Here is a 14875-nt window from a genome sequence, read left to right as displayed (position 1 = left end):
CCGTGACGGAAGGCACCACCTCCGCCGCCGCTGAGGGTGGCGACACCCTGACCCGCTTGGAGCAGGAGGGGGAGATCGCCGCTGATTATCTCGAGGGCCTGCTCGACATCGCCGATCTCGACGGCGACATCGACATGGACGTCGAGGCGGACCGGGCCGCGGTCTCGATCATCAGTGAAGCGGGCAGCCGTGATCTTCAGAAGCTCGTGGGCCGGGACGGCGAGGTGCTCGAGGCGCTTCAGGAGCTGACGCGGCTCGCAGTGCACCGGGAGACCGGTGACCGCAGCAGGCTGATGCTGGACATCGCCGGCTTCCGTGCCAAGAAGCGTGCCGAGCTCGCCGAGCTCGGGGCCAAGGCCGCGGACGAGGTCAAGAACACCGGTGAGCCGGTGAAGCTGAAGCCGATGACCCCGTTCGAGCGCAAGGTTGTGCACGACGCGGTCGCGGCAGCCGGTCTGCGCAGTGAGTCCGAGGGCGAGGAGCCCCAGCGCTTCGTCGTCGTGCTCCCGGCCTGATCTTCGTTGTTCTGTCGGCCCCGTCTGTTTCGCAGGCGGGGCCGGTTTTTGTCAGCCTGTAAGTCAGCCACCACAGCGCGGTAGTGCGGTACGGAAGGACGGTTCCGGTGACGGAGGCAGCAGAGCTTCCCCAAGCGCCCCAAGAGGCGCGAACGGTCTTCGGTGAGTTCTTCCCCGAAGCTGTCCGATACGCGGAGCTGCTCGCGGATGCGGGAGTCAAGCGAGGCCTGATCGGCCCTCGTGAGGTGCCCCGGTTGTGGGAGCGGCATCTGCTGAACTGTGCCGTGCTCTCGGAAGTCGTGCCCGAAGGTGTCACGGTCTGCGACGTCGGGTCCGGCGCGGGCCTGCCCGGTATTCCGCTGGCTCTCGTTCGTCCGGATCTCAAGATCACACTCCTCGAGCCGCTGCTGCGCCGCACCAATTTCCTCCAGGAAGTCGTCGAGCTGCTGGGGCTGGACCATGTCACGGTGGTGCGTGGCCGGGCGGAAGAGGTGCTGGGGAAGCTGCCCCCGGTTCATGTGGTGACAGCGCGAGCGGTGGCTCCGCTGGACCGGTTGGCCGGATGGGGTGTGCCGCTGCTGCGTCCTTACGGCGAGATGCTGGCGCTGAAGGGGGACACCGCAGAGGAGGAGATCGGTGGCGCTCGGGCGGCCTTGAGCAAGCTTGGTGTGGTGGAGACCTCGATCCTGCATGTCGGGGAAGGGATCGTTGATCCGCTGTCCACGGTGGTGCGGGTCGAGGTCGGGGAAAGTCCTGGTGGAGTGCGCTTTGCGGCGAAGCGGGCCAAGGCTGCCAGCACTGGACGCAACCGCCGACGCCGCTGAGGTCCTGCTGTTTCATCGTCGAGCTTGCCGACCCGTCGGCGGCCTGTATCCCCGTACGTACGCATTTCGGAGTGTCGTAACGATGTGACCCTGTGGCGCGTGCATCGTGTTTCACGTGAAACGTCGCTCACTGCTGCAGGGAATCATCAGTCGCGGTCGCGCTGCCACACCGCGTGACCGCAAGCCCCTCGCAAGGGCTACGGACTTGTCCACAGAGGTGGAATTCTCCACAGAACCACCGGCCTCGCTGGTTCACGACCCCGAAAGCATGGCAGGCTCTGCTCATTGCGAGCCTGAAGTCGAGGAGAGTGAATCCTTGCGGTCCGACGCCAACATCGCGGGACCGATGACCGATCCGGTCCCTGGTCCCCGTACCGAGTCCGCGGGGGAGGATGTTTCACGTGAAACACCGCCGCCGATGGACGACACCCCCATTGGTCGCGCTGCCCAATTGGCGGTGGAGGCTCTGGGCCGTGCCGGTGAGGGTCTCCCCCGACCTGAGCAGACACGCGTCATGGTGGTCGCCAACCAGAAGGGCGGAGTCGGCAAGACGACCACAACGGTCAACCTTGCCGCTTCGCTGGCACTGCACGGTGCCCGTGTTCTGGTGATTGACCTGGATCCACAGGGCAACGCCTCCACGGCGCTGGGGATCGACCATCACGCCGAGGTCCCATCGATCTATGACGTCCTCGTGGAGAGCAAGCCGCTCTCCGACGTGGTCCAGCCCGTCCCGGACGTCGAAGGTCTCTTCTGTGCCCCTGCCACCATCGATCTCGCCGGTGCGGAGATCGAGCTGGTGTCTTTGGTGGCGCGGGAGAGCCGACTGCAGCGGGCGATTCAGTCGTATGAGCAGCCGCTGGATTACATCCTCATCGACTGCCCGCCTTCCCTCGGCCTGCTGACAGTGAACGCACTGGTCGCCGGTGCCGAAGTGCTGATCCCCATCCAGTGCGAGTACTACGCGCTCGAGGGCCTGGGGCAGCTGCTGCGCAACGTGGACCTGGTACGCGGCCACCTGAACCCGGCGTTGCATGTGTCGACGATCCTGCTCACCATGTACGACGGTCGGACCAGACTGGCCTCGCAGGTGGCGGAGGAGGTCCGCAGCCACTTCGGTGACGAGGTGCTCCGGACGAGCATTCCGCGGTCCGTGCGTATCTCGGAGGCGCCCAGCTACGGGCAGACTGTCCTCACCTACGACCCGGGTTCCAGCGGCTCGCTGTCGTATCTTGAGGCCGCGCGCGAGATCGCGCTGCGGGGAGTAGGGATCCATTACGAGGCCCAGGCCGCACATGTGGTCAGCCAGAACAACCAGCAGAGCATGTCGGAGGGGATCCAGTGAGCGAGCGACGTAGAGGGTTGGGGCGTGGGCTCAATGCGCTGATCCCGGGCGCTCCGCAGGAGCGGCCGGCGTCCTCGGACGGAACGGGCTCACCGGCCTCGGGAACGGGCCCTGTTCTCACGGCGCAACGGGGTGTGGCTGCCGCCAAGCTGGCCACGCTGCCGGGACCGTCGACCGAGCCCCGATCTGCAGACCCGGAGCCGGAGGCGGCGCCGGAGTATGTGTCCCCCGCCGTGGCGCACTTCGCCGAGGTGCCGCTGGACGCCATCACTCCGAATCCTCGACAGCCGCGCGAGGTCTTTGACGAAGATGCGCTCGCCGAACTGGTCACGTCCATCAAGGAGGTCGGCCTCCTCCAGCCCGTGGTTGTCAGGCAACTGGGCCCCGACCGCTATGAGCTCATCATGGGTGAGCGTCGTTGGCGGGCCTGCCGTGAAGCGGGACTCGACCGCATTCCTGCGATCGTGCGGGCAACGGAGGACGAGAAGCTCCTTCTCGACGCCCTCCTGGAGAACCTTCACCGGGCGCAGCTGAACCCTCTGGAAGAGGCGGCCGCCTACGACCAGTTGCTCAAGGACTTCAGCTGCACGCACGACCAGCTCGCCGACCGGATCGGTCGCTCGCGTCCGCAGGTCTCCAACACGCTTCGCCTGCTCCGTCTTTCACCCCCCGTGCAGCGCCGTGTCGCTGCCGGCGTTCTCTCCGCCGGTCATGCCCGGGCTCTGCTCTCCGTGGAGGACTCCGAAGAGCAGGACCGGCTGGCCCACCGCATTGTGGCCGAGGGGCTCTCCGTGCGTGCCGTCGAGGAGATCGTGACCTTGATGGGGTCACGGCCCATAAGCGCTCCCAAGGCCAAGGGTCCCCGTGCCGGTGCCCGCCTCTCACCGGTGCTCAGCGATCTGGCGTCCCGCTTGTCGGACCGCTTCGAAACCCGGGTGAAGGTCGACCTCGGTCAGAAGAAGGGAAAGATCGTCGTCGAGTTTGCCTCGATCGAGGATCTGGACCGTATTCTCGGCACCCTCGCCCCGGGAGAGGGGCGGGTCATGGAGAAGGGGCTCGCCGAGGAGGCGCCGGACGACGACGAGGTCTGAGTCCTCCGTACAGTCATCAGGGCGGATCGTGTCCGGCACTCGGCGGAACACGGTCCGCCCTTTGCCGTCTCACGGTAGGCGTGTCCTCGCTGGGTGGATACGATGCGTTCTGGTATGGCGCATCCACCTTTACCCATCTCAGAGGAAGGCGAGCCATGCGATCGGTGAGCCGCAGCCGGCTACTGACAGCAGGCCTGGGCATTGGCGCGGTCGGCGGATTCATCGGCAGCCTGCTCCGGGAACGGAGCACGTTGTCTGCTGCCCTTGGCGCGGCAGTAGAAGGAAGTGAGGAGCAGCCTTCATGGGGCGTCGGCTCGTACCGCTCACCTTGGACAACCTTCCAGACCTCCCCAAGCGCTGTCGAGCGTGTGTGTTCTGGGAGCTTGATCCCGTCAGCGGAGAAGCAGCAGTAAGAGCGGGTAAACCAGAGCTGGAGAAGGAAGCCTGGATCTCCGCTGTCTTGCTGGAGTGGGGATCGTGTGGCCGTGTCGTCTATGTCGACGAGGTCCCCGTCGGGTTCGTGCTCTATGCGCCACCTGCCTATGTGCCGCGATCCACGGCCTTTCCCACGAGCCCTGTATCGCCGGACGCCGTGCAGCTGATGACTGCCTTGATCATGCCTGGGTACCAGGGACAGGGGCTTGGCCGGGTGATGGTGCAGACCGTGGCCAAGGATCTGCTTCGTCGGGGGTTCAAGGCCATCGAGGCGTTCGGGGATGCCCGGTGGACCGAGCCGGCCTGTGTGCTGCCCGCAGACCATCTCCTGGCGGTCGGCTTCAAGACGGTCCGTCCTCACCCGGCACACCCCAGACTGCGGCTGGAGCTGCGCACCACGCTCTCGTGGAAGGAAGACGTGGAGTTGGCACTCGACCGGCTTCTGGGAGCCGTGCAGAAGGAGCCGGCGCTTCGGCCACTGTGATCAGCACTGTCCTGCTTGCTTCCCGCATATCGCGAGACGACGAATGGGCCGACCCCCAGGGTCGGCCCATTCATGTTTCACGTGAAACGAAGCGCCGCAGCGTCAGGCTTGGGCAACCTCGTCGCCGATGAAGGGGTCCAGCTCCCGCAGCAGCATGGCCTTGGGCTTGGCACCGACGATGGTCTGGGCGACCTCACCGTTCTGGTACACGTTCAGAGTCGGAATGGACATCACGCCGTACTTGGCGGCCGTGGCCGGGTTCTGGTCGATGTTGAGCTTCACGATCTCGATCTTGTCGCCGTGCTCAGCAGCGATAGCCTCCAGCGACGGGGCGATCTGGCGGCACGGACCGCACCATTCGGCCCAGAAGTCGACGAGAACGGGCTTGTCGCTCTTCAGGACTTCATCGTCGAAGTTGGCGTCGGTCACAGTCTTCAGGGCCACGGCGGCCTCCTTCACTTGCAGGGGTGTGGGGTGTGGGGTCGTTGAGAGGGCGTTGGGTCAGACCGTGACTGCGGCTGCGGCCTTCTCGTCGTCGGCCAGTGCGGCGAGGAAACGCTCGGCGTCCAGTGCTGCGGAGCAACCCGTACCGGCGGCGGTAATGGCCTGCCGATACGTGTGGTCAACCACGTCGCCGGCGGCGAAGACGCCACGCAGGTTGGTGCGGGTCGAAGGCGCGTCGACCTTCAGGTAACCCTCTTCGTCGAGATCCAGCTGGCCCTTGAAGAGTTCGGTACGCGGGTCATGGCCGACAGCGATGAAAAGACCGGTGACGGGCAGTTCGGAGGTCTCGCCGGTCTTCGTGTTGCGAAGCGTGAGACCGGCGAGCTTCGGCTCGCCGTGGATCTCGGCCACCTCGCTGTCCCAGGCGAACTTGATCTTCGGGTCGGCGAAAGCACGCTCCTGCATCGCCTTCGACGCACGCAGGCTGTCGCGACGGTGGACGACGGTGACGGACTTCGCGAAGCGCGAGAGGAAGGTCGCCTCCTCCATCGCGGTGTCGCCGCCGCCGACAACGGCGATGTCCTGGTCCTTGAAGAAGAACCCGTCGCACGTCGCACACCAGGAGACGCCTCGTCCCGAGAGGGCGTCCTCGTTCGGCAGACCGAGCTTGCGGTGCTGGGAGCCGGTGGTGACGATGACGGCCTTGGCCCGGTGGACGGTACCTGCAGTGTCCGTGACCGTCTTGATCTCACCGTTGAGGTCCACGGCGATGACGTCGTCGGGGACAAGCTCGGCACCGAAACGCTCGGCCTGCGCCCGCATGTTGTCCATCAGCTCGGGCCCCATGATGCCGTCGCGGAATCCGGGGAAGTTCTCCACCTCGGTGGTGTTCATCAACGCACCGCCGGCGGTGACAGCGCCCTCGAACACCAGCGGCTTCAGCGATGCTCGCGCGGTGTACAGCGCAGCGGTGTAGCCGGCCGGCCCGGAGCCGATGATGATCACATTACGGACGTCGCTCACGGGTTTCTTCCTCGTCTCTGCAGACTGCCTACTGCCTACTGGGGCCGGGTCAACGACTCTCACCCCACCCAACGGATCCTACGGGGCTTGCATTCCCGCGGTGTCCGACCGGCACGGCGGCAATCAGGGGCGAGGGTAGGCATGTGTCAGCAGGAGCTCGCCCTTACCCTCCGGTGCCGTGTCGACACACGTCGCATCGATCACATATGCCTGGACCTGAGCGCTGTCGCTGGAGTGGGGCAGCACGAGGAGGTACGCCCTGGTACCCGCGTACGTGCCCTGCTCGACCGCGAGAGCTCGATCGGTCCGGCCGGTGCCCTTTTGGACGCAGGCAGGTACAGGGGTGCTCGGCGTGTGCAACGGAGCATTGGGGCTGGCCTCGATACCGACGGAGGATTCCTTCTCCATGCGGGGTGCAGGCTTCGTTCCGCCCGGCGAGGCGTCCCGGGGCGCCTCGCCGGCCGCCAGCAGGGTGCTTACACGCGCCTGGAGCCCGCTCTCCGAGAACTCGGACGCGGTATCCGAGGCTCTGAGGTCGCTCTCGGCATTCTGTGCTCCGTTTCCTCCGTTGCCGACCGACTGGAGGAGCAGCACGCTCATCCCGATGGCAGCTGCACCGAAGGCTGCCCCGAGAACAGCCCTGCGGCGGCGACGGGGAGGGCGACTCCGGCCGGGACCCGTGGCCGCGCGCGGGCGCCCGGAAGGGCGGTCCACAGGTGTGGTCTCGCTCGGCGTCGCCGATGTTTCACGTGAAACATCGGCCGGCTCCTCGTCCGCAGTGGCAGCAATGGGCGGTGCTTCGGCTGCCAGTGCCGCATCGATGCGTTCCGCGATGTCGGCGGGCATGCGAGTCGGTCCCGGGAGCGTGCCCAGGAGGCCGCGGATCTCGTCCAGGGAGGCCCGTACGTCGGCACACAGGGGGCAGTCGGCCAGATGCTCGCTGACGGCGGCCTGACGGGACGGTGAAAGAAGACCCTCGGTGAGATCGGAGATCTCTGAGACGTCCGGGTGCTCAGCCTTGCCAGTCGTGGAGGTCACGCGCGCCCACCTCCGCCCTTCACCGCAGCAGGATCACTTGATCCTGTATCTCTTGCTCCCGACGCCGGTGGGACGGATGGCCCCGGCGTCCGGTTCCTTCCCCGGTCGTGACTGGAGTTTTCCCCGGTGTCCTCGCGTAGATGAGTGAGCATGGGAAGCAGTCGTGCTCGACCGCGTGCGCAGCGGCTTTTCACCGTGCCGGTGGGAACGTCGAGCACTCGTGCCGCCTCCGCCACCGGGTATCCCTGCATATCGACCAGGACCAGTGCGGCCCGCTGATCGGCCGGGAGCGTGGCCAGTGCAGCAAGGAGTTCACGATGGAGATCCTGGCGCTCAGCAGGTGCCTCGGCGGACTCGTGCGGCTCAAGCAGCTGTTCCAGCCGCTCGGTGTCGTCGACGGGGGATGTCTTGCGGTAGGCAGCCTTACGCGCTCGGTCGAGACATGCGTTGACGGTGATGCGATGAAGCCAAGTCGTCACCGCGGACTGACCACGGAACGTATGCGCGGCTCGGAAAGCCGAGACGAGCGCGTCCTGGACGGCGTCGGCCGCCTCCTCACGGTCACCGAGGGTGCGGAGTGCAACCGCCCAGAGCCGGTCACGGTGGCGGCGCACCAGCTCACCGAAGGCGTCGGGATCACCGGCGACGTGCCGGGCCAGCAAATCCTGGTCACTTACGTTGCCGAGCGTGTGGTCCTCCATCGCCGCCTTCCCTCCCAGGGATACGGTACGCGTTCACCGAGGTGAGGACGATGGGTACGCCCCTCCTGGCCGTGACACCGAAACCGACGTCCAGCATGTGATGACGGAAGGGAACAGCGACGGCCTCGATCGTCCCGCCCGGCCCAACGCAGACCGGCGAACGAGGTGCTCCCCCTGAGCGCGAGCGCGGAGTAGCCATGGCGGAGACGTCGCCGATTGCGCCCCGCCGGGCGGTGCCTCCGGGAAAGCACTGGAGGCACCACCGAGAACCCGCCGGCAGCGGTGGGCCGGCCCCTGCACACGCATCAGCCGAGAATGTTGATCTCCGAGATACCGCCCCTGTACCTGTCCGATGAGCCGTCCGAGGGAAGCTCGGTCAGGTGGACCAGTACGTAACGGGTGCGCAGGGGGCGCTCCAGCGTCGTCTTCACCTGGTCGCCGACCTTCTCGGTCTGGCTGAGTCGTTGTGAGAAGTCGCCGAGGGACGTCGGGTTGGATGCGTTCTCGTCCGCGGCGAGCACCTCTATCGTCTGTCCACCGGTGGACATGGCGATGTCGAACCCTCTGACGGTCTGCACCGAACCCAGATCAACGACTATGCCGCTGCCGTCCTTGCGCTGGGGCAGGTTTCCGAAGTTCGGATAGCCCCGGTACTCGGGCGTGACCCAGGCAGTGTCGCTCTTGCCGTCCACTGCCAGCGGTACGTCTTCTTCTTGGATGCCGGTACCGCTGGGCATGAACTCCGCCGCACCGCTGATCCTCAGCGGTTTCCCCGGATCGGCGGGTGGCTTGTCGTCCTTGCCGTCGCCTCCCGCGGACTGGCTCGGGTTCTTGGGGTCGTTCCCGGAAGGGTTCCGGTTGTCCAGCAGCTTGTCGGCGACCTGCCAGCTACCGAGGCCCAGGGCGGCGATGAGCAACGCAGCCACGGCCCACTTGAGCACCTTTCCGGTGCGGCTCTCCAGCGGGGCGGGCGGGGGCACGACGGGCTGGGCGGCCGCAGGGCCGGCGTGGCTCGGGCTACGCCCGTAGGTGCCCTGCTGGTACGTGGTGCGCTGGTACTCGGGAGGCGGCGCGAAGGTCGGCTCCGGCGGACGAATGCGCGGGATCGCCGAGACAGCCTTGGCCAGCTCGTCCGGAGTCGTGCAGGGCGGCTCCTGGCGGGACGCGGTGGCCCCGTCATTGACCAGGGCACGCATGGCCAGCTCGGACAGGCCGCGATGGACGCCTGCCCGCACCTGGTCGGGGGCGATGAGGCCGACACCCTTGGGCAGCCCTGAGAGGCCATACGCGTCGCTCTCGTAGGGCCAGCGCTGCGTCAGCGCCGCGTAGAGGAGAGCGCCGATCGCTTCGGTGTCGGTTCGCTGCGGGAGGTCGGCGCTGATTCCGCGCAGCGCGGCGTTCACGGCCAGGCCGCGGATGCGGTACTGGCCGGTCGAGCTGCGCAGGACCGCGTTGGGCGTGAGGCGCAAATGGGCCAGGCCCTCGCGATGAGCTGCAGCCATGGCCTGGGACAGCTGGCTGACCAGTTGATAGGCGTCGTGCGCCTCCATCGGACCAGCAGCCAGGAGTGCCGTGAGCTCAGTGGCATCAGGAAGCCACTCATGGACGACGTAGACCAGTTCGTCCTCCTCGACAGCGTCGAGGACCTGTACAAACCGCGGGTCACCGAGAAGTGCCGAGGAGCGTGCGGCAGCAAGAACCGAGCGGGCCCGTGGATGATCGGCGGGAAGGATGTGCACGCCGACGGCCCGGCGCAGTTTCTCGTCGACCGCACGCCAGCTGCTGAATCCGTCCAGACGGGTGACGCACTCTTCCAGGCGGTAGCGTCTGGCGAGCTTGTGGCCGCTGTGCAGTTCGGGCGTCCTGATGGTGGGCTGTTCGCTGTCCTTGTGCTCGCTGTCCGTGTCGTCGGCGCTCTTCTCCGCCGTCTCGTCGGCTTCCGCCACCCCGTCGGTCGTGGCCTTGCCCGCCTTGGCGGTCAGCGGGTTCTCACCGCTGTTGTCGGCCACGTCGACGGCAGCCGTGCTACGTTCCGCCACCGTCGTTCCCTGCCTCCCCATCCGTTGCGCCATATCCAACAGCCATGCCAATTGTGCCCACAGTCCGGCGCTATGCACGACACACAGTGGTGGACGATGGTTGTGCGCGAAGTGAGTGTTCTAGCGCCCGAGACGTCCGCGGACCATGCCGACCAGGGCGTTGAGCTCTTCGATCCGCATTTTCTTCGCGGCCAGGAAGAACACGCCTAGCAGTACCACTCCGCCCGCCGTCAGTGCGACAAGTGATCCGAAGGCACCCTCACCGAGCGTCCTCAGCAGGAAGAAGCCCAGTGCGCCTCCTGCCAGCGCCGCCGGGAGGGATGCCAGGCAGAGCCGGGCATAGGTTCGCACCACGTGGGACCCGTCCAGATCGCCGCCCAGCCGATTGCGCAGCCGACGCCAGGCGACACCCACACCGACGGCGTAGGCGAGGCCGTACGAGGCCGCCATGCCCACCACGGCCCACTGGGCGGGCAGGACGAAGTAGCAGGCGGCCGATGCGGCAGCGTTCACGAGCGCCACGATCACGGTGTTGTAGAACGGCGTTCGCGTGTCCTCGTAGGCGTAGAAGCCGCGCAGGACGACGTATTGCACCGAGTAGGGGATCAGGCCGAGTCCGAACGCCATCAGGATGAACCCCATGGAGCGGGCGGCGCCGGTACCGGCGGACGCGTACAGCAGGGTGCACATCGGCACGCCCAGCGCCAGGAACGAGAAGGCGACCGGGACGATGGCGACCGCTGAGTTCCGCAGGCCCTGGGAGATGTCGTCGCGAACGGCACCGGGGTCGTCGTCATGGGCGGCCCTGGAAATGCGCGGCAGCAGAGCCGCCATGACCGACACCGTGATGATCGCTTGCGGCATGCCCCAGATGAGCTGCGCGTTGGAGTACGCGAGGAATCCCGCTCCGTCCTTGCCGGAAGCCGCACCGGCAGCGGTGGAGAGCTGGGTGACCACCAGTACACCGGCCTGATTGGCCAGGACGAACAGGACGGTCCACTTGGCCAGCCTGACGGTCTTGCCGAGTCCGTGGCCCTTCCAGTCGAAGCGGGGGCGGAACCGGAAACCGGTCTCCCGCAGGTAGGGGATCATCGCCAGTCCCTGGACGGTCAGTCCCAGCAGGGTGCCGATGCCCAGCAGCCGCACGCCCTCCGGAGGGATCGTCTGCACCGTCATCTGGGACTCGGCGGACGTGCCGTACACCCAGATGAACAGCCCGAAGGTGAAGATCATGACGACGTTGTTGAGGACCGGGGTCCACATCATCGCGCCGAACTTTCCGCGGGCATTCAGGATTTGGCCCATCACCACATGCACGCCCATGAAGAAGATCGTGGGCAGGCAGTAGCGGGCAAAGGTGACGGCGACGCTGTTCGCCGGCGGGTCGCCTGCGATCGTGGGCGACAGTGCCGCGATCAGCAGCGGCGCGCCGAACACGGCGATGACGACGATCACGCCCAGGGCGACCATGACGAGGGTCAGCAGCCGGTTGGCGTATGCCTCGCCGCCGTCCTCGTCGTTCTTCATCGCGCGCACGAGCTGCGGCACGAAGACCGAGTTGAGGCCGCCACCCACCGTGAGGATGTAGATCATCGTCGGCAGGGTGTAGGCGACGGTGAATGCGTCACCGAGCAGCGCGGCGCCCAGGGCGCCGGTGATCACCAGGCTGCGGACGAAGCCCGTGAGGCGCGACACCAGGGTGCCGGCTGCCATCAAGGCGCTGGACTTGAGGAGCCCCGAGGCCCGGCCGGCAGCCTTCTTGGGCGGTGCCGGCGCCGGAGCGGAGACCTGTTCCGGTTCGGACGAGGCCGCAGGCTGACCGGAACCCTGCTGGTCGCGGTACAGGTGCGCGAACGCATCCGGCTCCGGCTCGTCCTCACCTGCCTTGGTCACCAGCTCGTCCACCCCGGTGAACTGGACCGTACGGGTGTCGTCCCCATAGGGCAGACGACGCGACGGACCATCCGGCTCGGGTGGCGGGGTCTGAGCCCAGATCCGAGGGTCCGGGGCGTGCTGCTGTACGGGCGGCTGCTGGTACAGCTGCTGTTGCTGCTGGGCGCCGGGCGGTGGCGGAGGGTGAGCGGCACGGTCGTATAGCGCTTCCGACACGGGGTCCTGAGCGGAGAGGTCCTGTGCGGGATACGGGGCGTGCACATAGGCGTCCTGGACGTACGGGTCCGCCGTCTCGGGCGACGCCGGCGGCACATGACCCGTCGCCGAATGCTCGGCTGCCTGTGGGCCGGGCGAGGGGTACTGAGACCCCGGGGACGGCGCATTGCCCTCCGCGCCCTCCCCATGGTCACCGTCGTACGGCGCGTTCATGGATACCCCACCTCATTGTCCCCGGCCCGACCGGCCATGACATCGCTCAACGATCCACTTTCTCACCCGTGCCCGACGGCTCCCCGCTTTCCGGTCCGGTGTCAGGGGTCGGGTCACTCGGCTGCTCGGGGCGGTCGCCCTCGTCGTCCGCCGCGGCAGGTTCGCGTGCCGCAGCGCGCTTGCGCTGGGTGTACATCCTGACGCCGGCGAGGACGAGCAACAGTACGCCGCCCGCGATGACAAGCATCACGGTCGGGGTGATCTCGGAGACCCTCACGGTGAAGGTCATCGGGCCGCCGTAGAGCCGGCCGTCCTCGGTGTACAGCTGTGCCGTCACCTGGACCGGTCCGTTGGCGTTGGCCGCGGCGGCGAACTTCACGGACTGGCTGTGCCCGCCCTCGATCTTGATCTGCTGCTCGGCGACATCTCTGTCGTCGTCGAGCTTGAGACGGGTGGGGTTCGATGTCTTCAGCCGAAGCACGAGGTGGTCGACCCCTTGGACCAGCTTGTTCTGCACCGTCACCGGGATCGTCGCGCTGCGTCCCGAGAGCGTCACAGCCGACTTCTGGATCAGCTGCACCTCGGTGGTGAGGTCTTCCAGGAAGCTCTGGACCCCACTGCGATAGGTTGCCGCATCCTTTGCCCTCCCCCGCCACGACGTGGACATCTCACGGTGGATCGCATTACCGAACGGGGTCACCACGCGATCCGGCGCAGTGAGGATGACCTTGAAGTTGTCGAGAGTCTCTTGGGTGGTCTTGATGTCCTGGAACGTCTGGACCGGGAGCTCCCGCGCGCGGAGCTCGTCGGGGTACCGAGAGGTGGCGGGCACGTCGGTGGTCGCATCGGGATCCGGCTTCGCGGCCGCCGCCGCAACCAGGTCGAGAGGCTCGGTCCAGCGTTGGCCGGCGAGGCCATGCAGGGCGCTCGCCATCGTCTGAGCCTGGGAGGCCGAGGGCATCCGCTGCGGCGCGACCACGATGCTGCGCTGCTTGCTCGGTGCCTGAAGGTTGAGCGCCAAGGTCTGCGCGAGGAACTCCTGGACTGCGAGGGTCGAGTTCCGTGCCTTGGTCATGTCTCCCTGGAAGGCGGTGGAAAGGCGGTAGTCCGCGACGACAGCCTTGGTACCTCCACCGATGGGCCGAGCCGCGGACGGCGTGTAGGACACCGAGCCGGTCTCCCGGAGGCTGTCACTCCGGGCAATGATCTTGTGTGCTCCGGCCGAGGTCCCCACATCGACGATCGAAGGATCGATCGCACCGTCCACCGGCCAGGCGAAATCGGTGGACGGCTTCACATGGAGGATGGTCTCGACCGTCGTCTCGGCCACAGCGGTGGCGGGCTGGAGCTGGCTGAGTGACCCCGGGACGTTCTTGCCGCGATGGGCGAGGGACGCCAGGTCGGGGTCGGCGAACGGCAGTGCAACGACCTTGCGTCCCTGGACGGCCTTCTCGAGGGAATCCAGCCACTTCTTGGCCACAGCCTGATTCCGGCCCGGGATCGTGTCCGTTCCGTTTCTGATCTCGTAGTTCCGGGTCATTGCATCGATCGTGGACAGAAGATCCGGATCGATCACCCAGGTCACCGGCAGCTCGCTGCCGAGCGAGACCAGCTCCTCGAGGCGCCCACCGGGGGCGAGCTCCGTCGCCAGGGTGTCGTTCTCGAAGACGGGAGTCTGCTGCTCGTCGGATCCGGTCTCGGCGGACAGACGCGTCGTGGAGATCAACGGCCACATGAAGGTGAGCTGGGTCTTCTTCCCGACAGCCTCAGGCTGCCAGGGCAGGAACGTGCGCTCCATGCCCAGGACCTGGTCGTACGGCTCGCTCCGGGTCTGTCCGGAGAGGGACACACCGAGCTGGTACACACCCTCCTCGTCGAGCCCGAGCTTGCTCACCGGCACGGTCAGCGAGAAGTCCTCACTGACTCCGGCGGCCAGCGCAGGGAGCTTCACGCGGTAAGGAACACCGAGTTCCTCGCCATCGCTGCCCGGCGAGTAGCTGCCTCGCTCGGACGCCTCGTCGATCTCGGCCCGGCCCGACATGTGCGGTCCCACGCGAAGATCAACCTGCGCTTCCGTGACCGGTTCCTTGCCCTTGTTGGTCACGGTGCCGGTGACGGTCAGCGTGTCGTCCTTCACAGGAACGCTGGGGGACAGTGTGTCCAGGGACACATCGACGGTGCTCGAGTCGGCGGCATCCATGGCGGCATGCGCGGGTGAGGCCGCCGGCAGGTACAGCAAGCCGGCGAGCAGGGGTGCTCCCGCGATGAGTGCGACGCTGCGCCGCAGCCACCGGCGGGCAGGAGAGATGTCCATCCCCTGAAATTCTGCCGCCTCGGCCACGCGTTCGTCCGTCCCTTGTCGTCTGATGCGCTGGTGGGTGTCGCTGGCGCTGTCACCGGAAAGGTTCACCGGCTCGCGACGCCTGTACGGCACCCCGCTGCGTTGTCGCATCACCCGAGTACGTCCAGTACGAGGGCGATCCTCCGCCTTGCGATGCACCGCGCCGGACGCCGGGGGATTCCCGGCAGACCCTTCCGGTCGCAGCACTAGGTGCGTCCAGGCATGGTAACGAGGTGCGCTGTGATGAAGTGCTGGGGACTGCTCCACAAGATC

Annotated in this window: 12 protein-coding genes; 5 read left to right on the top strand and 7 right to left on the bottom strand. The window is 66.9% G+C overall.

Annotated features, from left to right (window positions below; genetic code table 11):
• The first annotated feature begins 2 nt into the window (after window positions 1-2).
• The 5 genes from AC068D_RS09085 to AC068D_RS09065 all read left to right on the top strand — a co-directional run bounded on the left by AC068D_RS09085 (window position 3) and on the right by AC068D_RS09065 (window position 4694).
• Window positions 3-515, top strand: coding sequence for a Jag family protein (locus AC068D_RS09085; RefSeq protein WP_478822305.1), 513 nt, complete (start codon window positions 3-5; stop codon window positions 513-515).
• Between the two features lie 107 nt (window positions 516-622).
• Window positions 623-1339, top strand: coding sequence for a 16S rRNA (guanine(527)-N(7))-methyltransferase RsmG (rsmG, locus tag AC068D_RS09080; protein ID WP_478822304.1), 717 nt, complete (start codon window positions 623-625; stop codon window positions 1337-1339).
• 268 nt (window positions 1340-1607) lie between these two features.
• Window positions 1608-2684, top strand: a complete 1077-nt coding sequence (locus AC068D_RS09075; protein ID WP_478822606.1) for a ParA family protein — start codon at window positions 1608-1610, stop codon at window positions 2682-2684.
• Window positions 2681-3775, top strand: a complete 1095-nt coding sequence (locus AC068D_RS09070) for a ParB/RepB/Spo0J family partition protein (protein WP_478822303.1) — start codon at window positions 2681-2683, stop codon at window positions 3773-3775. Before AC068D_RS09075 ends, AC068D_RS09070 begins: the two co-directional genes overlap by 4 nt.
• Before the next feature lie 301 nt (window positions 3776-4076).
• Entirely contained in the window at window positions 4077-4694 is a 618-nt protein-coding gene (locus AC068D_RS09065) for a GNAT family N-acetyltransferase (RefSeq protein ID WP_478822302.1), read from the top strand.
• A gap of 102 nt (window positions 4695-4796) precedes the next feature.
• Here the strand turns inward: AC068D_RS09065 and trxA are convergent, their stop codons facing one another.
• From trxA to AC068D_RS09030, 7 genes are all read right to left on the bottom strand, one after another.
• Window positions 4797-5138: a thioredoxin gene (gene trxA / locus AC068D_RS09060; RefSeq protein ID WP_478822301.1), complete on the bottom strand. Its 342-nt coding sequence runs from the start codon at window positions 5136-5138 to the stop codon at window positions 4797-4799.
• A 57-nt stretch (window positions 5139-5195) separates the two neighbouring features.
• Window positions 5196-6161, bottom strand: coding sequence for a thioredoxin-disulfide reductase (gene trxB, locus AC068D_RS09055; protein WP_478822300.1), 966 nt, complete (start codon window positions 6159-6161; stop codon window positions 5196-5198).
• Between the two features lie 123 nt (window positions 6162-6284).
• Window positions 6285-7199 (bottom strand): anti-sigma factor family protein, encoded by a 915-nt coding sequence (locus AC068D_RS09050; protein ID WP_478822299.1) that lies wholly within the window; start codon window positions 7197-7199, stop codon window positions 6285-6287.
• Window positions 7196-7900: an RNA polymerase sigma factor SigM gene (gene sigM / locus AC068D_RS09045; protein WP_478822298.1), complete on the bottom strand. Its 705-nt coding sequence runs from the start codon at window positions 7898-7900 to the stop codon at window positions 7196-7198. The genes AC068D_RS09050 and sigM overlap by 4 nt, the downstream gene beginning before the upstream one ends.
• Window positions 7901-8205: 305 nt before the next feature.
• Window positions 8206-9939: a serine/threonine protein kinase gene (locus AC068D_RS09040; protein ID WP_478822297.1), complete on the bottom strand. Its 1734-nt coding sequence runs from the start codon at window positions 9937-9939 to the stop codon at window positions 8206-8208.
• Window positions 9940-10059: 120 nt separating this feature from the next.
• On the bottom strand, window positions 10060-12261 hold the full coding sequence (murJ, locus tag AC068D_RS09035; RefSeq protein ID WP_478822296.1) for a murein biosynthesis integral membrane protein MurJ: 2202 nt from the start codon (window positions 12259-12261) through the stop codon (window positions 10060-10062).
• A gap of 46 nt (window positions 12262-12307) precedes the next feature.
• Window positions 12308-14602: a DUF6049 family protein gene (locus AC068D_RS09030; protein ID WP_478822605.1), complete on the bottom strand. Its 2295-nt coding sequence runs from the start codon at window positions 14600-14602 to the stop codon at window positions 12308-12310.
• Window positions 14603-14875: the final 273 nt, after the last annotated feature.

Source organism: Streptomyces sp. NPDC043861 (assembly GCF_056435905.1).
The sequence above is the reverse complement of the archived record's forward strand: the minus strand, read 5'-3'. Positions and strand labels throughout refer to the sequence as shown.